This window comes from Pseudomonas sp. IT-P260 (assembly GCF_949768395.1).
Classification (GTDB): domain Bacteria; phylum Pseudomonadota; class Gammaproteobacteria; order Pseudomonadales; family Pseudomonadaceae; genus Aquipseudomonas; species Aquipseudomonas parakoreensis.
Genome location: NZ_CATKPO010000022.1, coordinates 80665 through 98693 on the forward strand (window position 1 = coordinate 80665; position 18029 = coordinate 98693).

Below are 18029 nucleotides of genomic sequence, written 5' to 3' on the forward strand. Positions count from 1 at the left end.
ACGAAGGGATTTCGCCGTGCGCTGGCTCAGGATTGCCATAAGCTTCACCGTCACGCTGCTGACCTTGCTCTGCATGCTTCCGGCGCTGGCCGCGCAAGGCAGTGGCTGGTCGGTGTTGCTTGACGATCAGGGCAATCTGCAACTGAGCGACATCCGCTCGGCTCGCTACACCAATCAATTCAGCCCTATCGAACTTGATCGCCTCACGGCGGCCGAGCCCGATGGCGCGCTCTGGCTGCGTTTCAAACTGGCGCCGGGCAAGCACGAGCAAGTGCTGCGTATCTTTGCGCCCGACCTGTCCAGTCTCAGTCTGTACGTGCTGGACGGCGACAAGCTGATCGAGCAACGCCTCTCCGGCACCCACCAGCCGCAGGCCGAGCGACCACTGCCCAGCAGCGACTTCCTGCTACCGCTGCCGCAAAGCGACAAGCCACTCGACATCTATCTGCGCATGGTCTCCGACCATCAACTGCGCCCGCACATCACTCTGCAATCGGCGGTGATGAGTGCCGCCAATCAGAACCAGACGCTGATTTTCGGCCTGCTGTTCGGTTGCCTCGGCATGTTGCTGCTGCACAACCTCGTGCGCTATGCCTACTCGCGCTCGCGCAGCAGCCTGTGGCTGGCGATCTGCGAAGGCCTGCTGGGCCTGAGTCTGTTGCTGCTGCTCAACCTCGCCGGCCCGTGGCTGCCGAACTGGCACGCGATCCAGACGCCGGGCGCTTATCTGGCGCTGCTGCTGACCGCCCCCGCCGGGTTGATGTTTGCCCTGCGCTTCTTCGCCCCGCTGGGACCGCACCCGCTGAACAAGCTGTTGCTGGGCGACATTCTGTTCATCGTGATCTGCAGCCTGCTGCTGTTATTCGTCAACACCCTGCCGCTGAACATCATCACCTACGCGCTGGTGGCGCTGGCCGGCCTGAGCATGTTGCTGGTCGGTTTCTATCACTGGCAGAAGGGCTACCGTCCGGCGCGGCTGTTCGTGGCCGGGATGGTAGTGTTCAACATCGGCACGCTGATCATCCTCCCGGCACTGCTGGGGCTGACCCTGGTAGCGCCGCAGGGCCTGATCATGACCCTGATGGGCTTCATCTGCATCAGTGGCCTGCTGATGAGCATCGCCTTGGGTGAACGCCAGCGCAGCATCACCGAAAGCCGTTTCAGCATCAGCCGCGACCTCGCCGCCAGCAACGCCGAGATCAACGCCAAGGCCGAATTTCTCGCCAAGATCAGCCACGAAATCCGCACCCCGATGAACGGCGTGCTGGGCATGACCGAGCTGCTGCTGGGCACACCGCTGTCGGTCAAGCAACGTGATTACGTGCAAACCATCCACAGTGCCGGCAACGAACTGCTGACGTTGATCAACGAGATCCTCGACATCTCCAAGCTCGAATCCGGGCAGATCGAACTGGACGATGTGCAGTTCGACCTCAATGCTTTGATCGACGACTGCCTGAGCATCTACCGGGCCAAAGCCGAACAGCAAAACGTCGAGCTGATCAGTTTCATCCAGCCACAGGTACCGCGCGTGATCAGCGGCGACCCGACCCGCTTGCGCCAGACTCTGCTGAGCCTGCTGGAAAACGCCCTGAAAAAAACCGACGAAGGCGAAGTGCTGATCGTCGTCGCCCTTGACGAGCGCAGCGTCAAGCCGCGCCTGCGCATCGCCGTGCAGGACAGTGGCCAGCCGATGGAGGCAGAAGAGCGTGAGGCGCTGCTGCATGCCGAGCTGCACAGCAAACACTTCCTCTCGGCCAATCGTTTGGGTGGCAACCTTGGGCTGGTGATCGCCCGGCAACTGATCCGCCTGATGCACGGTGAGTTCGGGATCAAGAGCGGCGCCAATCAGGGCAGTACCTTGTGGCTGACCCTGCCACTGGATCCGGACCGTCTCGAACACCCGACCTCCGACCTCGACGGCCCGCTGCAAGGTGCGCGCGTGCTGGTGGTGGACGACAACGACACCTGCCGCAAGGTGCTGGTGCAGCAATGCAGCGCCTGGGGCCTGAACGTCAGCGCGGTGCCCTCGGGCAAGGAAGCCTTGGCGCTGCTGCGCACCAAGGCGCATCTGCGTGACTACTTTGATGTGGTGCTGCTGGACCAGAACATGCCCGGCATGACCGGCATGCAACTGGCGGCCAAGATCAAGGAAGACCCAAGCCTGAACCACGATATTCTGCTGATCATGCTCACCGGCATCAGCAACGCGCCGAGCAAGATCATCGCGCGCAACTCCGGGATCAAACGCATCCTCGCCAAACCGGTGGCCGGCTACACGCTCAAGACCACGCTGGCCGACGAGTTGAACCAGCGCAACAAGGGCCAGGTGGTGTTCCAGCCGCAAGTGGTCACCCCCGCGACCGCCGCCAAGGTGCCGAGCGATTTCCGCATTCTCGTCGCCGAAGACAACACGATTTCCACCAAAGTGATTCGCGGCATGCTCGGCAAACTCAACCTGCAACCGGACACTGCCAGCAACGGCGAAGAAGCCCTGCAGGCGATGAAGGCTCAGCGTTACGACCTGGTGCTGATGGACTGCGAAATGCCGATCCTCGACGGTTTCTCGGCGACCCAGCAATTGCGCGCGTGGGAAGTCAGCAATCAGCGCACCCGCACCCCGATCGTCGCGCTGACCGCGCACATCCTCGCCGAGCACAAGGAACGTGCGCGCCAGGCCGGGATGGACGGGCACATGGCCAAACCGGTGGAGCTGTCGCAACTGCGTGAGCTGATCGAGCACTGGGTGGCCCAGCGTGATCAGCAGAACCGCACGGCCTCGACATTCTGACGATTACCGTTCATCGCCCGAAAGCGCTTGCAGCCCAGGGCAATCCGCCTCAGACACCGAGCTCGATCGCCTCAGCCAATGGCGCCACGTTCTGCGCCAGTCGATCTCCAAGCTTTCGCGCCACGACCTGACGCGATAGTGCGTAGAGCGTTTGCGACAGCGTCGCTCGCGCATAACGCACGCATACCGGACCTTCGACTTCAGCGCTCGCGAAACGCTGCGACCACGGATTGGCAGCCAGCGTCTGTCGCGTCTTGAACTCAAGATAAAGGCTGCTGATCGACGTCGGACTCTGCGCCGCAATGGTCAGCAGGCGCACCACCTGAAGCGCAGGCCTCGGCGTTTGCTCGAGCGCTTCGCCAGGCGGCTCGGGCAACGTCTGCACTGCCGAAACACCGTCAGTGATTCGCGCCGCATATGCCATCAGCCCGCCAAGTGCCGGATCGTTGCCAGCGTTATTGGCCAGCACTGTCGTGGCCCACTCCAGCGCCGAACCCGTACCTGCCTGAGCGACAGAGAAATCCTCGCGCAACTTCACGCTTCGCACCCAGAAGTCATCCAGCACAGCGATGTAAGCGTCGTACCAACTTTCAACTTTCGCGTCTTCGATTTTTTTATTGGCGACCAGTTGCGCCAACAGACTTGATTGGACGAGATCATCATAATCCGTGCTGTGCCCGGATTTCGGCAACGCCAGAACAGCATGCCCCACTGCCAACAACTTATACAACCGAGTCATTATCAACCCTCAATGAAAAAAGGGCGGACCGATAACGGCCGCCCTATCAATAACACTCAGTCAGATCTCGTAATCTTCGATCTTGGTTTTTGCGTTCAAACCCAGTCTGACGCGGATGGTATCGCGGGTCTGTTCGACGATCGAAGGCACTTTGCGGAATACCGAATCGCCCCGATAGAGTTTCACTTCACGCGAATCCCAATCCATGAACAACACTTGCTTGGCCGTGTTCTTGCGGATGAAACGCACAGTCCCCAGGGCCATGGTGACTTCGCCATTGATTTCGGTACACGTGCCCGCCGCCATACCGCCGACACCATGTTCAAGCATGTTGCGCTCGTACAGCGTCAGCGCGGTTTCACGCTTTTTCAGGGCGGTAATGGCGTCGCCTGCGACTTTCAGCATCAACACCGAAGCCGAGCCCGGCACAGCAAGCCCGGCCACGACGCTGCCGAGGATCTCCAGTACCAGTTGATCCATTCGGACAGTGTTACCGCCGATGTTCATGTCGTTGTAGTACTTGCTCGTTGGCAACCAGCCGGCATCGGTCATCACTTGCAGAAACAGGTAATACCATTCCTTGCCCTGATATTCGTACGGATACTTCTTGTTGGCGACCAGCGTGGCAAACAGGAACGCGTGTTGCACATCTTCGCGATTCTGTTCACTCAAGTTTCCGGTAAAGGACAGAATGCCTTCACCGACGATGGAACCCTTGCCCGGCTCTTCGATTGCCGGCAGCGAAAGACCACGAGGACGAATAGCCGCGCCGTCCAGTTCATAACTCTGTAAGCGGTGGACACAATCAGCAACGGCGCAATCTTCAACATCATGAATATTCATTATCAAATCCTTATTAATTAAAACGAGCTCCTCTTGAACCCGCGAAAGAACAATAAACAGAACAATAAAAAACCACAAACCAGAACATGTAACTTGCTAATAACAAGACCCGAAAAACACACATTTCAAAACTACAACTTGTTTAGTTAATCCGGGGATATTTGTTTTCGCCTTCCCCCAAAAATCAAACCGGCTGATAGACTCCGCTCTGTCCATCTGCCGCCGCGAGCCAACACCATGCTCCACGTGTTATTCAGCGTTTACCTGAAGATGCTGGTGCTCTACAGCCCATTCTTCGTGTTGTCCTGCTTCATCAGCCTGACCCGTGGCTACTCGCGCAAGGAGCAGCGGCGCCTGGCCTGGAAAGTGGCGATTGCCACGCTGGTATCCAGCGTCTTGCTGTACCTGTTCGGGCGGGTGATTTTCGATGTGTTCGGGATCACGGCGGACGCATTCCGCATCGGTGCCGGCAGCGTGTTGTTCATCTCGGCGTTGGGCATGGCCCAGGGCAAGCCGGTGGTGCAGAGTGACAACGTGCAGCAGGACGTGACGATTGTTCCGCTGACCATCCCGCTGACCGTCGGCCCGGGCACCATCGGCGCCCTGCTGGTGATGGGCGTCAGCCAGCCGCACTGGGACGATAAACTGACCGCGATCATGAGTATCACCCTTGCCAGCTTCACCGTCGGCGTGGTGCTGTACCTGTCCAATCACATCGAGCGGATTCTCGGCGACCAGGGCTTGCAGATCGTCAGTCGGTTGATGGGCCTGTTTGTTTGCGCGCTGGCGGCGCAGATCATCTTTACCGGGGTGAAGGGCTATCTGGTTTCCTGAGCTGAAGTCAGGCCGGTGCAAACCTTATTCAGGACGAGACAGAATCAGTAAAAAGGCCCGCGCAGTAATCTGCGCAGGCCTGGTCAGTTTCCCCTCCACGTCAGGCCGGCACGGCTCCCAGCAACTGCGCAAGCGTTGCACTGCCGTCGGCATCATCGACCTCAGTGACTTCACGCAACCTCTGCACCAGACTCGACACCGCATAGGAGCGCTTGCCCTCGAAGCCGAGGAAGACGTCGCCGCGCATCGCCGGATCCGTCGAGCACACATCCCTCAGGATGAGGCTGTGCTGGCGATCCGGGTCGACGATCAGCAAGTGCTCGTCGACAAACGACAGTTGCAGTTTTTGCGGAGCGTCCAGCGCCCAGACCAGCTTCCCGGGAATCACCGGAGCCTCGCCCAGTGGCGGTCGACAATCGACGATGACCGATTCCAGCCGCAACCAGCTGGCCTTGGACAAGTGATACGTCACACCGCCCTGCCCCACGCGCAACACCAGACAACTCACGTCATCAGCGATCAGTGGCAAGAGGTCGTCGACCTGCTTCTGGCCCTCGACCACCAACACCTCGGCCTCGCGCCGCATATATTCGAAAGGGCCAATGCTCTGGTGATCGGGGTAGACGAACACGCAGTGTGCCGCGCGCTCGTGCAACAGCACATGCCGATGGCGCGTACCGAGCAATTCGCAATCGTGCGGCAGGTTCTGGCCCGCGATCCGGATCAATTGTGCATTCGCCACGTCGAACCATTGCAGTTTGCCCGCGTCGGACTCCACGGCGATGTAGGGAGCATGCTCGGCAGTCTCCAGCAATGCCTGCAGAGCCTCTGGCAAATGCTTTGCGTGTTCGCTTGCCCACTGATGATCGACGCCAATGATTCGTTCAGGTTCCTGATATCGCAGCTCGAGAGACACGCCATTGGCTGACGTCCCGCGCAGACCGGAGCCATCATTGCTCACGGTGCTGAACCGCCAGTCGTCCCACTCGGCCTGCGGTGCCGGCAACAGCTCGCCCGCCAGTAACTGTGCGCCATCGCCGAATGCTGCTGCGAGCTGTCGACTGTCAAAGAACAGCTGACTCAAGATCTCACCGCTGCCGACGTCGAACAGCCAGACCGCCCGATTGTCCGGGGTCACGCCGAGCAGGCGCATTTCCCGGTCGTGCCCCGGGTCGCACAACAGCACGCGGTTATCCACGTACCAGGCACACAGGTTGCGATCACCGCTGGCGTTGCGCAGCCCCAGAATGGCGATACTGTCGACCGGGTACTTCGCCGCCAGCGCTTCCAATGCTTGCCACCACTGGGCCCGCCCCTTGAGCCAGCGCTCGCTCAAGCCGCCCAGCTGCACTTCACCCTCGGCGGTCAGATTGAAGAACAAGCCGTCATCGGTCAGGGCCAGATACCCGTCCTGTACCGGCACCACGTTACTCAGTCCGTCAGGCTGAAGCCATTGATGCGCCCATTGCGCCGGCCAGCGCTCGCTGCCTGCGGATACACTGTGTTGCACCCTGCACAGTTTTTGCGCCAGCCGGTCGTAGATGAAAAACAGCGTGTGCTCGTCGTTGACCGGCAACAGCACCAGATCATCTAGATGCTTGATCGAATCGGCCCAACCGCGGTTACGCCCAGAGGCAAACGGATGAATGCACAACAGGTCACGGCTGCGAATCCAGACCAGATCGCGCTTGTCCGGATTGAACTTCCAGCACACCGAAACGTAGGCAGCCGGTTGCCAGTCGACGGTGGTGACGCCTGCGCGTTCGGGCACCGGCGATAACGGGAAATAGTGACCCAGCACCGCCGACCAATGTGTCAGTGTCGGATTGGCGAACACTCGCTGGCCCAAGTCACGGTCCATCTCTCGGGTCACCGCAACCAGCTGCAGCTGGCCCTCACGGATCAGGTAATTGAACTGCGTGACTTGCTGATCGGCCCCCTGACATTGTTGCTCGATGTGAATCACCCCTTGGGCATCGACATCGATACGCCGCACGCTGCACTGCCCCTTCATCACCAGCAGGCGGTAGCGGCATTTGAGTAAACCGCTGACGGCATCGACCTGCCAGATATCGTAGTTGTGCGTCTCATAGAAAAACGCAGAATCGTCGACCACGGCGCCCAGCAGCATTTCATCGGCCGCCAGTACCTCTTCACTGCGAATGTACAGAAAACGATCCCTGGCAGCGTCGTACCAGGCCGTGGTGTAACGCGGTTGTTCCTCGGGCTCGAAAGGAATCGGAAAGTGATGAACCGGCGTGTAAGGCATCACCAGCCGATGCTCCCGGGCCAGCGTCTGGAAGTGCGTGAGCAGCGATTGCTCATGCTCCTCGGCTGGCGCGTCCTGCTCGAGAACATCCAGTCGTCCGTCACCGCGGTTGACCTTGAACGTTTGTCGTCCGGTCAGCTGCAGCGTGACGTCATGCCGTCCTCTGCCGGTGAAGGTCACCTTCACGCCCCCCACCGAAAGCACCCCGCCGGCTTCGATGTGCACATCGCTCTCGGTGGCCCAGGTGGCGACCAGCTTCCAGCGACACAGCTGCAGGCTGGGAGACTGCAACTGGACATCGACCCCACGATTGAGAATCAGTGAACAGGCGCCGCCCCTTCCTTCGATGCGATACGACAACTTGTCGTGCCAGACCGGCGGCGTCATGGGGACTGCCAGCGCACGTTCGCGGGCATCCAGCCGCACCTCGATCACGGTTGAGCGATACGACGGTATCAGACGGTTGATGATGTAGTGCGTGGGAAAAGAGTAGAACGAAAACAGGAACTGCCACTGGCCAGCCGCATCCTTTTTCTCCAGCTTGCGGGCTGTGTCGAAGCCGGTGTCGTGACGCAGCGTCGAGAACGGCAGCGCCTTGTATTCGTAACCGTAGTAGGTGGTCGGCGTGCATGGCAGGACGACCAATTGCGTGCTCGGCGGATCGAAGCGGATGTAGCCTGGCAGCCCCAGTTCACGCCGCAGATCGAGTGCTTGCTGATCATCCGGATTGATACCCGGCACCCCGAAATGGTCGCGCAGCCGATACACCTTCGGACTGTCGAGTACCATCATCGCGCGATTGAAGTCCAGGCTCTGAACCACCAGCGAGGGGTGAGCGACCCACGCCCCAAGCCCGTCGTCATAACGATAACCGACACCCCGACAGGCCCGCTCCAGATCGTCGAAAAACAGCCCGACCTCCTGCGCCTGCCCGGCGATCCTGGCGAACCCCTGAGCCAATGCCGCCACACCCACAGCCAATCCGCCCAGAACCACCCCGGCGCCGCCGAGCACGGCTGCCGCAGTCGCCGCGCCCGCCGTGGCGGCTCCCAGCCCACCGGCGGTCAACGCCAGACTGGTGGCGTCGAAGGCCAACTGAGTGCCGAACTGCGCGCGCTCGATCTCGTTGTCTGCCGTCGCCAATTGATAGATGTCGAAACCGACATTGGCCAGGCCCAGGACCGCGCCAACGCCTTCATTGGCGACATGTCCCAGCGCCTCGCCCACCACTGGCGCACAGGTACGGGCAATGACTTTCTCTTCATTGAGTGCGGTCTTGATCAGACTGATCAGACCGGCGACGTCGGTGACATTGCCGTGCAGCAATTGCGCGTAATTGACGTAAGCATGCAACCTGACGGCGGTGGTCAAGGTGCGGCCATCCCCCTCTCGTCCACGCAAGACGTTCATCAGTGCCTGGATCGTGAAGCCGGTATTGAGGGTGTGAACGGCACCGGCCTCAACCATCTGCGGCGTGGCTCGGGTGCCCAGTGCCGAAAACTGCTCCGACAGATAATTTCTGATGCGCAGCAGGCGATGATCGCTGCTGACCACCTGCACCACATGCTCGGATTGCGCGGGATCGATCAGGTTGATCCGGTACTCGCCGGCGGGCGTCATCTCCAGGGTTTCGAACAACGGCACCAACGGTTTTGCTGAAGCGTGCAAGCCCTGTAAAGCGTCGGTCGCCTGGGCAATCTGCTGTCCCCACCAGTGACTGTCCAGTTCGCGCAGGCTGCGCCCCAGGTGCGGATTGCTGACCAGCGAATGGCCGCGGGCACTGTTCAAGCGCTGGCGGATGGGCCGATGTGCCTGCTCCGGCAGCACATTGTCGGACTCCAGCAATTGCCCGACGCTAAATCCGCCGGACAGATTCAGGGCCGATATCTTTTGCCCCTGCAGCTCGATCAGATCAAACGTCGGACGCGCGTTGTCGCCATAGGCCGCATAGTATTTCGCCATGCCCTGTTTGTGGAAAAGGTCAGTCAGTGCCAGCTGCAACTGATCCGGCTGGCTGAACTCGAACACGCCGAAATTGGGATCATAAAAGTGATAGGTGGCGTGCCCACCCTTGAAGGTTTTCGCCACCAGCATGGCGTGGTTGTCCGAGTTGAGCATCAACGTGCGCGGGCTGGCGAACGCTTCCAGCGCGGTGCCGAGCTGTTGCAGATCGACCCGCCCCAACGGCTTGCCGATGTCGTGCAATTGCACGCCGCGCAACTCTTCGAGCGCCTGCAGAAACACCATTGAATCGTGCTGCTGCGGCTCGGCAGTGGCCAGGAAGAACCGCTCGCGCAATCGTCGCGAGGCCGCCACGCCGTGCTCCAGAGCAGCACTCATGATCAACGCCAGCGGGTAACAGCGGCCGCCGGGATCACCCGGCCCTTGGAGCAACAGATCCTGCGGCACGAGTTTGACGTCACTGGCCTCGATTTGCCCCAGCACCTGACCCAGCCGCAGGATCACCTGCTCGCGATGCTCGCGGGTGGCGACGGTCTGAATATGGGCAACATGACGCCCCCATTGGAACAGCGTGTGCGCCTGCGACAGCGCGGCTCGTTTCAGCGTCAACGCACTGTCTGACGACATCATTGGCTGCTCGACATGACTGGCGAGACCGGCCATGAATTGCGGGGCTCGCTGCTGATACAGATGGCGTTCAATGGCCGCATAACGCACCGACGCCCCTAACTCGGCAACGCTGTTGGCCAGATTATCCAGCTCGGTGGCATGTTGCGTGAGACTTGAATTATCCAGTGAGCGTGCGCCGAGCATCTGTCCCAGCACCATCCGTTGCAACGGACTGATCTGGAAGAACGGCAGCGAACCCTCGGCAATGCCGCTTAGCAACTCATCCAGCGCCAGCCCCTGAATCCGCGCATCGCTGAGCGACGCCGGAGCCTGCAAAGTGACGGGCTGGGCCTTGATGGCCTGGCGATCAGCGAAGCTGAGCCCCGGCCCGTCGGGAAACCATAAGGGGCCGTTATGTCCGCCGCGCATCGCGGCCACAAACGGTTCACCAAGTCTGTCGATCATCCGTTGCAGCACCTCCGTCAACAGCACTGGCCGACCCTCGATAACCGGCCAGCCCTCCTCGAACGTTATGCTCTGCTGGGTCAGCAATGCTTTTACATCGCCGCTGTAGCGCGCGCTGTACTGTCCTTCCTGCCAGCGCTGCTGCTCGTCGAGCACCCACTGCTCGACATCAACGGCGTTGTCTTTCCAGGAGTGGTCCTGCTCTTCCTCGGTCTTGTCGTTGACCATCCACAGCGGCTCGATAGCCGCTTCCACACGCAAGGTTTCGTCCTCGCGCGGGACGAAGTTGCGCCGTGCGTAATCGGCCATGCCATCGCGCATCGCGGCGGGTCCGGTCAGATAAATCGTCCCCTCGCTCTGCGGGCGAATGCCGTCACTGAAGTAGCCCGCGATGGCCACCATCAGAAAGTTGGCGGCCACGTCCTCGGTCATCGACAGTTCGGCCAGAGGGCCAAATGCCTGCACGAGCACTTCCCGTGCCAGCGCTGTCATGCCGTCAAAATCGCTCAATGCGACGCCTCGCTTGGCGGCGAGGCGGGCCGTCTGGTCAATGGCCTGATAGTTGAACTGAAAACGCTGGATCACGCTGTTGAGCATCGGCGATTGCGCATGAGCCATCAGGAACGAATTGCTCAACGTTTCCTGCACGGCAACCGCGCGCAAGTCCTGCGGGCGCACAAGCAGTTCGGCCGGCGCCTGGAACACCTCGTGCAGTGCCGGTTGCTGCCGGGCAAAAGCCTCCAGCGCGGCGCGGTGTTCGTCGGGAATCCGGCCCAGATAATTGGTGTATCGGTCGCGCAATGCCTGGCGTCCCGGCATCCAGTGCGGATTGTGATCGAGCAACAGTTGCAGAACGCCAAGACGCGCATTGCCGCCGAACGCACTGATGTCGACCCCGCCCATGGTTTTGACCAGGGGCGGCAGGTTATCGACATCGACGTAGCGACCACCCTCCTCGTACAAGGCCTCGGCCCGCACCACGTCGGAGGCGGCGGCCAGATTACCGCGCAAACGGGTCTCGCGATCATAGATGGCTTGCAGCCGCAGCGGTGCGTCGAGGTCACGCAAGTCACGCAACTGCAAATCATCGCCTGCCAGATCGAGCAGACTGCGCCGGTTCTGCTCGATCAAGGCTTCCAGTTGTACCGCGTCCTGGCCGTAGGCGCGGGTCAACAAATCGACCCGTGCGTCATCCGCCGATTCCCCTCGTTCCAGCGCCTCGTTGATGTGCATGAACATCTGCTGCTTGAGGACGATGACCCGTTCTTCGTACAGCGTCCCCAGTCTGCTGTCGGTAATACTCTCGCTACCGCCATGTTGCATGGCATCAGCCTTGGCGGCCTCGACGATCAACTGATTGGTTTGCCAGGCCAGTAGCGCGTCACTGTCATACCAGAGATGGAGGCTGTACCCCTGCCCGCTCAATACCTGCTTCCACAGGTTGAGGTAGTCACGCTGAATCGCGCCAAGACCACCGCCCAGCCAGACGAAATGCAGATTTTTTACAACCGGAGTGGCGGCAGTTTTCGCGTAAATCTCGCTGTTTCGCAGACGGGTCTCGAACGCCTGGATATTGTTGTAAATACCCGATAAAGAGTTTTTCGGCGGCTCAGACTGGCCAAGAGTGTCACGGCGCACACGCGGCACGCCGATCAACTGCGCCAGAGAATGCTTGAGCAATGTCAGGGGTTCAATCAGTCGCGGGGAATTGAGCAAACCGATACATGCAAAGTAATAGCGCCACACTGACGGATAAACGTCACTGTCCCGATGTACCAACAGGGCCTGCTCGAGATCAGCCTGCTTGAACAGATTGATAAAACTGACATAACCACTGGTATCTTTAAATCTTTGATCATGCATGAAAGCGCCTCCGTTATTCTGACCGACATCATGAGTGCACCTAGGCACTTGAATGGCAGCGAAGTTAACGAATGGCAAATTCACACTCAAACTTCAGAACTTTCAATATATGTCAAAACAGGCGACTGAAAAACAACTGATAACGCATGTAACCGCAACAAGTTATTGCGACAAACCTGATCAATAAATTAAAAGAACTGCGAAAGTCGGCTGCTCATCTGCGCATCGACTTTTACTGCGGCCAATCAAGATTCAGAATAAGTCCGACAAGATGTAAGTCATAAGAAAGAGCCCACGCGGCAGTGGAGCAAATCTCACACGCCCTGCTGAAAGATATGACATCGGCAAATCCGGAAACAATCTCCCCGCCATGTCCGGCACGGCGAGGGAGCATGCCCCCCTCGCCTGCGCTCATGACTGCGGCTTTTCGCCGTACCAGCGCGGCGTGTAGACCCACTCGCCACCTTCGGCCTTGGGGAACGTGCACGTGGTCGAAGAACCAATCAGCACCATGGTGCGCATGTCCACCTGATCCGGGGTCAGTTGCCCCAGTGTCGTCACGCGCAGGGTTTGCCCCGGGCGACCGATGTCGCGCCCCAGCACCACCGGCGTTGCCGCGCTGCGATGCTGCGCGACGATTTCCAGCGCACGCCCCAATTGCCACGGGCGTGCCCGGGAGATCGGGTTGTAGAAGGCCAGCGCCAGATCGGCCTCGGCCGCCAGATCCAGACGTTTTTCAATGATCGACCACGGCTTGAGGTTGTCCGACAGCGACATCACGCAGAAATCATGACCCAGCGGCGCACCCGCTTGCGCAGCCGTGGCAAGCGAGGCGGACACCCCCGGCAGGATTTCCAGCTCGACGCTGTACCATTTCGGGTCGGTCGACTCGTGCAACGCTTCGAGTACCGCTGCGGCCATGGCGAACACGCCGGGGTCGCCGGACGAGACCACGATCACCGAACGGCCCTCGGCCGCCAGCCGGAAAGCGTGGCGGGCGCGCTGCATTTCTTCGCGATTGTCGGTGCAGTGCTGCACCTGATCATCGCGAAACGGGCCGGCCATACGCACATAGGTTTCGTAACCGAGCACATCGGTGGCCCGCGCCAGTTCCGCCTTGACCGCTGGCACCATCAGTTCGGCAGCGCCGGGGCCGAGGCCGATCACCGCCAGGCGTCCACGCTGACGACCGATCTGCGCGACGTCCAGCGGCTGTTCGGCGCGCGCAATCGCCAAGCCGTTGGCATGGATGATCGTGGCCTGCGGCAGTGCCTGACGCGCCAACTCGTCGAGGTATTTGTGTGCAGCGACAAAGCGCAGCGGCACACCCAGTTCGAGCGCGGCTTCACGCAGTCTGGTGGACGCCATTTCCGTGTCAGCCGCCAGCAGACAGGCCAGCGCCTGCTGCGCAACCCCGGCCTGCTGCAACGCGGCGCGCACAGCGTTCGGCAGATCCTCCAGCTGCGCACTCACCGCCACCGCGACGCTGCGCGGATAGATCAGCAACTCGTTGGCGCTCGCGATACGTTCGGCACTACCGACATGAATCGAGCGCTGCGCCTGCGGGTCTTGCGGCAACTGCGCCTGATCCAGCCACGGCGCCGCACCTTCGATGCGCACGCTGTGCCCGGCCAGCAGGTCGGAAACGAAACGCTTGCCCAGTTCCAGATCCGCCAGCGCATAGCCGCTGGGGGGGTTGAGCAGGCAAGTGCCAAAGCGCAATTCGCCACTGGTGGTGATCGCCGCTGCGACCTGCAATGCGCCAGCGATTTCCCGGGCCATGACATTCACCCCGCCGAGGCCGCCGAGCAGTGGCACCACGGCGCTGCCGTCTTCGGCAACGGCGAGCACCGCCGGTTCAGCGCCCTTCTCCAGCAGTAACGGCGCCAGGGTGCGAATGACGATGCCGGCCGCGCACAGGGCAATGATCGGCGTGTCTTGCTGGTACAACTCACGCAGGGTCGCGCCAAATTCCTGATAGCTGCGGTCGGCGCCTTCGACGCGTCCGGCGAGGCCGTGGATCTGCGCCGTCGGATACACCTGCTGGATACGTCGCGCGGTGGCCAGCGCGCTCTGTCCGAGGATGACAATGGCCGGGGTGGAATGTGTCATCAACCTTGCCACCGCTCGCCCGGGACGATAATCAGCGAGAAGTACGGCGAGGACATGGGCTCGACCTGATCCAGCGGCACGATCTTCTGATTGGCCATGGTCGCGCGTTCGACGTACAGCGCGCGCTCGGCCAGACCGAGCTCTTCGAGTACCGCACGGACTTTGGGAAAGTTGCGCCCCAGTTTCATGATCACCGCCGCATCGGCGTCGGCCAGACGTCGCTTCAGATCCTCGTGCGGCAATACGCCGGAGAGCACCGACAGGCTCTGGTTGCGATACACCAGCGGCGCGCCGAGTACCGAGGCGCCGCCAAGCATCGAGCACACGCCCGGCACCACTTCGGCTTCGTAGCGGGTGGACAACCGGTCATGCAGATACATGTAGGAGCCGTAGAAGAACGGATCGCCTTCGCAGATCACTGCAACGTCGCGGCCGGCGTTCAGATGCGCCGCGACTTCTTCGGCGGCAGCGTCGTAGAAATCACTGATCACTTGCTCGTAGGACAGCGGCGCCGGCAGCACTTCGGTGGTCACCGGGTACACCAGCGGCAGCAGGTTCTGCGCGTCCTGCAGGTGCGCTTCGATGATGCCGAACGCATTGCCTTTCTTACCCTTGGCGACGAAGTACGCCACCACTGGCGACTCGCGCAGCAGACGCAGGGCTTTGACGGTAATCAGTTCCGGATCACCGGGGCCCACGCCGAGGCCGATCAGTCGTCCTTTTACTTGCATCATTCGATCTCCGTGGCGAGGGCGTTCACGGCGGCGGCGGCCATGGCACTGCCGCCGAGCCGGCCTTGCATGATCACGAACGGTACGCCGCGACTGTCAGCCGCCAGCGCTGCTTTCGATTCGGCGGCGCCGACGAAGCCCACCGGGAAGCCGAGGATCAGCGCCGGTTTCGGTGCGCCGGCATCCAGCATTTCCAGCAGATAAAACAGTGCAGTCGGCGCGTTGCCGATCACCACCACGCTGCCTTCGAGATGCGGTCGCCACAGCTCCAGCGCCGCCGCCGAACGAGTGTTGCCCAGCTCACGGGCCAGCTCCGGCACGCTGTCGTCGCGCAGGGTGCAGATCACCGGGTTGTTCGCCGGCAAACGCGCACGGGTCACGCCTTCGGAAACCATCCGCGCATCGCACAGGATCGGCGCACCGGCTGCCAGCGCATCGCGCCCGGCCTTGCCGGCGCCCTCGGAGAATTGCAGACCGTCGACTGCCTCGACCATGCCGCAGGCGTGGATCACCCGCACCGCGAGTTTTTCCAGATCGGCCGGGATGCGTGCCAGATTGGCCTCGCTGCGAATGATCGCGAAGGAGTTGCGATAGATCTCCTGACCGTCGCGGATGTAATCAAGCATCAAGGGGGCTCCGTGAGCGGGCGTCGAGCAGGATCGCGGCCGCTTCAATAGTAAGGTTGCGTGCGTGCAGCGTGCCGAAACCCGGCAGCGCTGCATCGCGAAAATAGAGGTCGTAATGACCGGGGCTGATCGCCAGCAAGGTGGCGGGTGCGCGGTGGGCCGCCGCGCAAGAGCGCGGGCAGCCGGACAGGTGCACGTTCTGCGCCTGAGGCAACAGCGTCGCCAGCCATCGGGCGTCGTGTTTGGTATCGGCCAGGCCTTTGCCGCAACCGCTGGAACCGGTGCAGGCAATCAGCCTGGACAGCGGCTCACTGGCGTCGGTCAGCCAGTGCAATTGCGTCAATTTTTGCAAGACTTGCGCCGCGTCGGAGGGCTTCACGTTCGGCAGCAACAGGCTTTGCCACGGGGTGAAACGCAGGCTGCCATCACCGTACTCGCGGGCCAGCCGGGCGGCGCCACGCAGCATGACCGGGTCGAGACGACCGAGCGCCGGCACCGCGCCAACATACACCCGGTCGGCAACGTTTTGCGGGTGAACACCGATGTGCAGAGCCTCCGCCAGCGGCGCGCGCTGTCGGGCAACGACGGCTTTGATCGCCACCCGTTCGCGCAACTGTTCGAGGAAGGCCGGCATCGGCCATTCATCAAGCAAATGGCGCATGCGCGTCTGCTCCGGCCGAGCCCGCTCAAGGAACAACTCCAGCACCGCGACCACCAGCGCATGGCCATTTTCCAGGATCACGGCACCGGCCGCCCGATCGGTCGGGCAGCCGGCCAGACCGAACGCCAACAAGACTTCACCGTCACACTCAAACGCCGACAACCACAGATCATGCGGATGTTCGAGCATCGCCAGCGCCTCACCGCCGTCCAGTTGCACGGCAAACTTGGCACTTAATTCGGGAAAGCGCGGATGCGTCTGCAATGTCAGCAGAATCTGTTCGGCCAGAGGCCGGGTATCGAATAGCAACCGCCGATCGATACCGGCGCTCGGGCTGAGCATCAGGTTGCGTACATCGTCACCCGCTGCGGTTTGCGGCCCGAGGCCGGCGGCCAGCAAGCTGTCGGTCAATACCGCTGACTGCTCACCGATGCCGCGAATCTGCAGATTGGCGCGGTTGGTCGCCTCGATTTCCCCACGGGCGAAACGCTCGGCGGCATTGGCCACCGCGTCGGCCTGATCGGCAGTGATCGAGCCGCCATTGAGCTTGATCCGGCAGATGCCGCCGTCCAGCGCCTGGACGATACGCAGCAACCCCGGACAAGCCGAGGGGCGTAGAGCGGTGGACAGAGGGCGTTCGTTCAAGGGATGACCGGCTGGCTGGCAGCGCTGTGGTGGGCGAAAGGTCGCCATTATGCCTGCTTTGCCCGAGCGCATGAAAATGCCTGCCGGTCGGAAATTGCACCCAGGCTGCAATTCCCGCCGCCTGGCGCTGCTTCAGAGTTGGTATTCCTCAAACCTGGACGCATTCTGGCGAATGGCTTGCTCCACGCTTGCCCGGTTGGCATCCATGGCCCGGCGCTTGATCAGCAGCTTTCTGGCGCGAATGTCCAGTTGAGACATCGGTTGATGAACCTGCCAGAACAGATAGTTGGTATTGAGTACCAACTTGATAAAGCGGATATGGCTGATGACCACCACCAGCTCGTCACGGGTGTTCTGACTGACCGGCAAAATGTGCGAGTTGAAGGTTTTGCCACTCAGCGCGGAAAACTGCTTCAACAATGCCGCATCTTTTTCCAGCGCTGCAAGTCCCGCTTCAACCTGGGTCAGTTGCGAACGCGCGAGCAACGGCGCGGTCAATCGCCGCCATGCCTCCTGCACACTCCCGGAAAATGCCGTCTGGACCAGCACCACTGGCTGTTCCTCAAGGCTCCAGCCAAACGACCAGAGGATACCGGCAAAATGATCGAACCACTGCGCAGGCTGAGTACTGCTGTTATAAACGCCGTCCGCCTTGATCTGCGCGAGATAAATGCAGTGCTTCACAAAGTTGTTATCGGCCTCGGCCCGACCTTCCAGGCCGGTGAATAACATATTGTTAACGGCCACTGCGTTATTCTGACTTAAACGTGTATTGGAACTGATATCCATATCATCTCCTGCCAACTTGGCATTGATTAATTTATTGATCTATTGCGTCAGACTTATTAAATAACTGACCTGAAGCAAACTAACAAAAAC

10 protein-coding genes are annotated in these 18029 nt (G+C 60.9%); 2 read left to right on the forward strand and 8 right to left on the reverse strand.

Annotated features, from left to right (window positions below; genetic code table 11):
* The first annotated feature begins 16 nt into the window (after positions 1 to 16).
* Positions 17 to 2791, forward strand: coding sequence for a hybrid sensor histidine kinase/response regulator (locus ACM6HV_RS11195; protein WP_108181561.1), 2775 nt, complete (start codon positions 17 to 19; stop codon positions 2789 to 2791).
* Positions 2792 to 2840: 49 nt separating this feature from the next.
* On the opposite strand, the gene ACM6HV_RS11200 is transcribed toward ACM6HV_RS11195, so the two are convergent.
* Together ACM6HV_RS11200 and ACM6HV_RS11205 are read right to left on the reverse strand one after the other, a co-directional pair.
* Complete coding sequence (locus tag ACM6HV_RS11200; protein WP_414904208.1) at positions 2841 to 3530, reverse strand: hypothetical protein; 690 nt, start codon at positions 3528 to 3530, stop codon at positions 2841 to 2843.
* A gap of 60 nt (positions 3531 to 3590) precedes the next feature.
* The gene (locus ACM6HV_RS11205; protein ID WP_145596227.1) at positions 3591 to 4373 is read right to left on the reverse strand and encodes a hypothetical protein; all 783 of its coding nucleotides are present in this window, start codon (positions 4371 to 4373) and stop codon (positions 3591 to 3593) included.
* A 237-nt stretch (positions 4374 to 4610) separates the two neighbouring features.
* On the opposite strand from ACM6HV_RS11205, the gene ACM6HV_RS11210 reads away from it, so the two are divergent.
* Positions 4611 to 5207 (forward strand): MarC family protein, encoded by a 597-nt coding sequence (locus ACM6HV_RS11210; RefSeq protein WP_003221263.1) that lies wholly within the window; start codon positions 4611 to 4613, stop codon positions 5205 to 5207.
* Positions 5208 to 5307: 100 nt separating this feature from the next.
* Here the strand turns inward: ACM6HV_RS11210 and ACM6HV_RS11215 are convergent, their stop codons facing one another.
* From ACM6HV_RS11215 to ACM6HV_RS11240, 6 genes are all read right to left on the reverse strand, one after another.
* Positions 5308 to 12375: a TcdA/TcdB pore-forming domain-containing protein gene (locus ACM6HV_RS11215; protein ID WP_414904209.1), complete on the reverse strand. Its 7068-nt coding sequence runs from the start codon at positions 12373 to 12375 to the stop codon at positions 5308 to 5310.
* Between the two features lie 411 nt (positions 12376 to 12786).
* Complete coding sequence (cobJ, locus tag ACM6HV_RS11220; protein ID WP_414904210.1) at positions 12787 to 14487, reverse strand: precorrin-3B C(17)-methyltransferase; 1701 nt, start codon at positions 14485 to 14487, stop codon at positions 12787 to 12789.
* A complete protein-coding gene (locus ACM6HV_RS11225) occupies positions 14487 to 15221 on the reverse strand; it encodes a precorrin-2 C(20)-methyltransferase (protein ID WP_414904211.1) in 735 nt (244 codons plus the stop codon). Before ACM6HV_RS11225 ends, cobJ begins: the two co-directional genes overlap by 1 nt.
* Positions 15218 to 15844, reverse strand: a complete 627-nt coding sequence (locus tag ACM6HV_RS11230) for a precorrin-8X methylmutase (RefSeq protein WP_003221256.1) — start codon at positions 15842 to 15844, stop codon at positions 15218 to 15220. The genes ACM6HV_RS11225 and ACM6HV_RS11230 overlap by 4 nt, the downstream gene beginning before the upstream one ends.
* Positions 15837 to 17135 carry a precorrin-3B synthase gene (gene cobG, locus ACM6HV_RS11235; protein ID WP_414904469.1) on the reverse strand — a complete coding sequence of 433 codons (1299 nt, stop codon included), beginning with the start codon at positions 17133 to 17135 and terminating at the stop codon, positions 15837 to 15839. The genes ACM6HV_RS11230 and cobG overlap by 8 nt, the downstream gene beginning before the upstream one ends.
* A gap of 147 nt (positions 17136 to 17282) precedes the next feature.
* Positions 17283 to 17939, reverse strand: a complete 657-nt coding sequence (locus ACM6HV_RS11240; RefSeq protein WP_414904212.1) for a hypothetical protein — start codon at positions 17937 to 17939, stop codon at positions 17283 to 17285.
* Positions 17940 to 18029: the final 90 nt, after the last annotated feature.